Consider the following 800-nt stretch of genomic DNA (forward strand, 5'->3'; position numbering starts at 1 on the left):
TGGCGCGTTCCCAGCGGCGGGCGTGGTATCGGAGTGCGTCGAGGAGACTGGAGCGGGAGCTTCGCTCGGCTGAGATGCAGGAACCGACGAGGCACTGGACGAGAAGACAGCGGCATAGATGGGCTCGAGATAGGCCTGGACCGCCGATGCCGTCGGATGCAGCCCGTCGAGGTAAAGAGCCGCATTAGCAGGCGCGGCAGCACTGCCCATGATCGGGCTCGCGGCGATGTCGGCGATCGCGTCAGCGCCAGCGGAGTTGGCCCTCACCGTGTCGTTGTACGCAAGCCGAGCACTTTCGTCAGCGCTCGACCAAGCAAACACAGCGTCGCTCCGCGGCAGCACGGTGGCAACGGCAACCTTGAAGCCTTGCGCATGTCCGTCTTGGACCAGTTTCTGGACCCCGGTGTACAAGACAGAAGCCGTTGCGCCCTGCGCCAAGTCGTTGGTTCCGGCCTGAACAACCAGCCAATTGGTGCCGGAATTTGGATCGAAGTCCTTCAGCACAGCGCTCTCGTTCAGCCCAGCTTGCTGGCCTATATAGGCTCCGGCGAACGAATGGTTCTTGACTGTGTACGTCCCACCTAGATCGAGGTCATGCCACGGATCCGCACCGCTGATGCTGCCGGCTCCAATGCTGTCGCCGGCTATAACAAGATTCACGTTACTACCAGGCATGGCTGATCTTTCTGCCAATCATTTCCAGCCGTTGGAGCATTATAGTTTGGCAATTATAAGACCGATTTTTATTCTATATGATGAACTCGGATTGCAGAAGGGAATGAGCATGCAAAAATTTGAGG

The 800-nt window shown here is 58.2% G+C and carries 2 protein-coding genes; one reads left to right on the forward strand and one right to left on the reverse strand.

Going from position 1 to position 800, the window contains the following annotated elements; translation table 11 throughout:
* Positions 1-675 (reverse strand): SGNH/GDSL hydrolase family protein (locus tag OXS49_RS33385; protein ID WP_267428777.1); only part of this gene is annotated, 675 nt, incomplete at its 3' end.
* Between OXS49_RS33385 and OXS49_RS33390 the strand changes: the two genes are divergently transcribed.
* Positions 617-800: hypothetical protein (locus OXS49_RS33390; RefSeq protein ID WP_267428779.1), on the forward strand; the 184-nt coding region annotated here is incomplete at its 3' end. The genes OXS49_RS33385 and OXS49_RS33390 overlap by 59 nt on opposite strands.

It is taken from the genome of Methylobacterium sp. GC_Met_2 (assembly GCF_026540795.1).
Classification (GTDB): Bacteria; Pseudomonadota; Alphaproteobacteria; order Rhizobiales; family Beijerinckiaceae; genus Methylobacterium.